Origin of the sequence: Synechococcus sp. R55.2 (assembly GCF_047462075.1) — a bacterium.
In the GTDB taxonomy this organism is placed as follows: domain Bacteria; phylum Cyanobacteriota; class Cyanobacteriia; order Thermostichales; family Thermostichaceae; genus Thermostichus.
This window is the reverse complement of the sequence record NZ_JANSIH010000144.1, coordinates 1-885: the sequence shown is the minus strand read 5'-3', so window position 1 is coordinate 885 and position 885 is coordinate 1. Positions and strand designations below refer to the sequence as shown.

At 53.6% G+C, this 885-nt stretch carries 1 protein-coding gene; it reads right to left on the bottom strand.

Going from position 1 to position 885, the window contains the following annotated elements:
• Positions 1–885 (bottom strand): GAF domain-containing protein (locus NW838_RS05340; RefSeq protein ID WP_414427639.1); only part of this gene is annotated, 885 nt, incomplete at both ends.

The window sequence follows — 885 nt, the reverse complement described above, 5'->3', positions numbered from 1 at the left end:
CTTGTAAAAGCCGGATTTCCCACTCTTGCCAAGGGCGGCTGGATTGGCAGTGCTGTGCCACCAGAAGGCCCCAGAGATCCTCTCCCCGCCGAATTGGGATCACCAAGTTGGCTTGGGCCTGGAAAGATTCCAAGAGCTCCCGATAGCAAGGATCCAAATTGGCCGTCGCCACGTTGGCTATGGCTTGCACAAAGCCCTCTTGGTACTTGCGGTAGCAAGGATCCTGGCGAAGGCAAGCATCCCACACCCGGCGGCCCAAGTGGCTGGGCCAGGGATCCGCCACCGACTCAGCAGCTACAAACCCCCCTACACCTTCCTGCAACTGATAGATCATCACCCGATCCACCTGGAAAACCTCTCGCACTTCTGCAACAGTGGTTTGCAAGATAGATTGCAAATCCAAATCCTGACGGATGCGTCGCAGCAAAGCTCCAAGCAGCCGCTCCCGCTCTGCTTCTTTCAGCAACAGATCTTGGGCTTGTTTGAGGGGCGTTATGTCCACAGCGATGCCGCAAACGGCGTAAGGAGACCCCTGCTGATCCCGCAGGGCAAACTTGGTGACCCACTGGGTCAATCTCTTGCCATCGCGGAAAAAGGTTCGCTCGTAGCTGACAGGATGCGGAGATTGCAGGACTTTTTGATCCTGATCTCGAAATTCTAGAGCCTCTTCTGATGCGAACAGCTCACTATCCAACTTTCCAAAGAGCTCTTCTGCCTTGCAGCCTCTCTGTTGTAGATAAGTCTTGTTTACATGAAGATAGCGCCCTTCCAGATCTTTGAGAAAGATAGAAAAAGGGATCCCGTCCAGAATAGCCCTAAGCCGAGCTTCGCTTTCTTGTAGAGCCAGCTCTGCTTCTTTCTGCTCCGTAATATCTTCGGTAATGC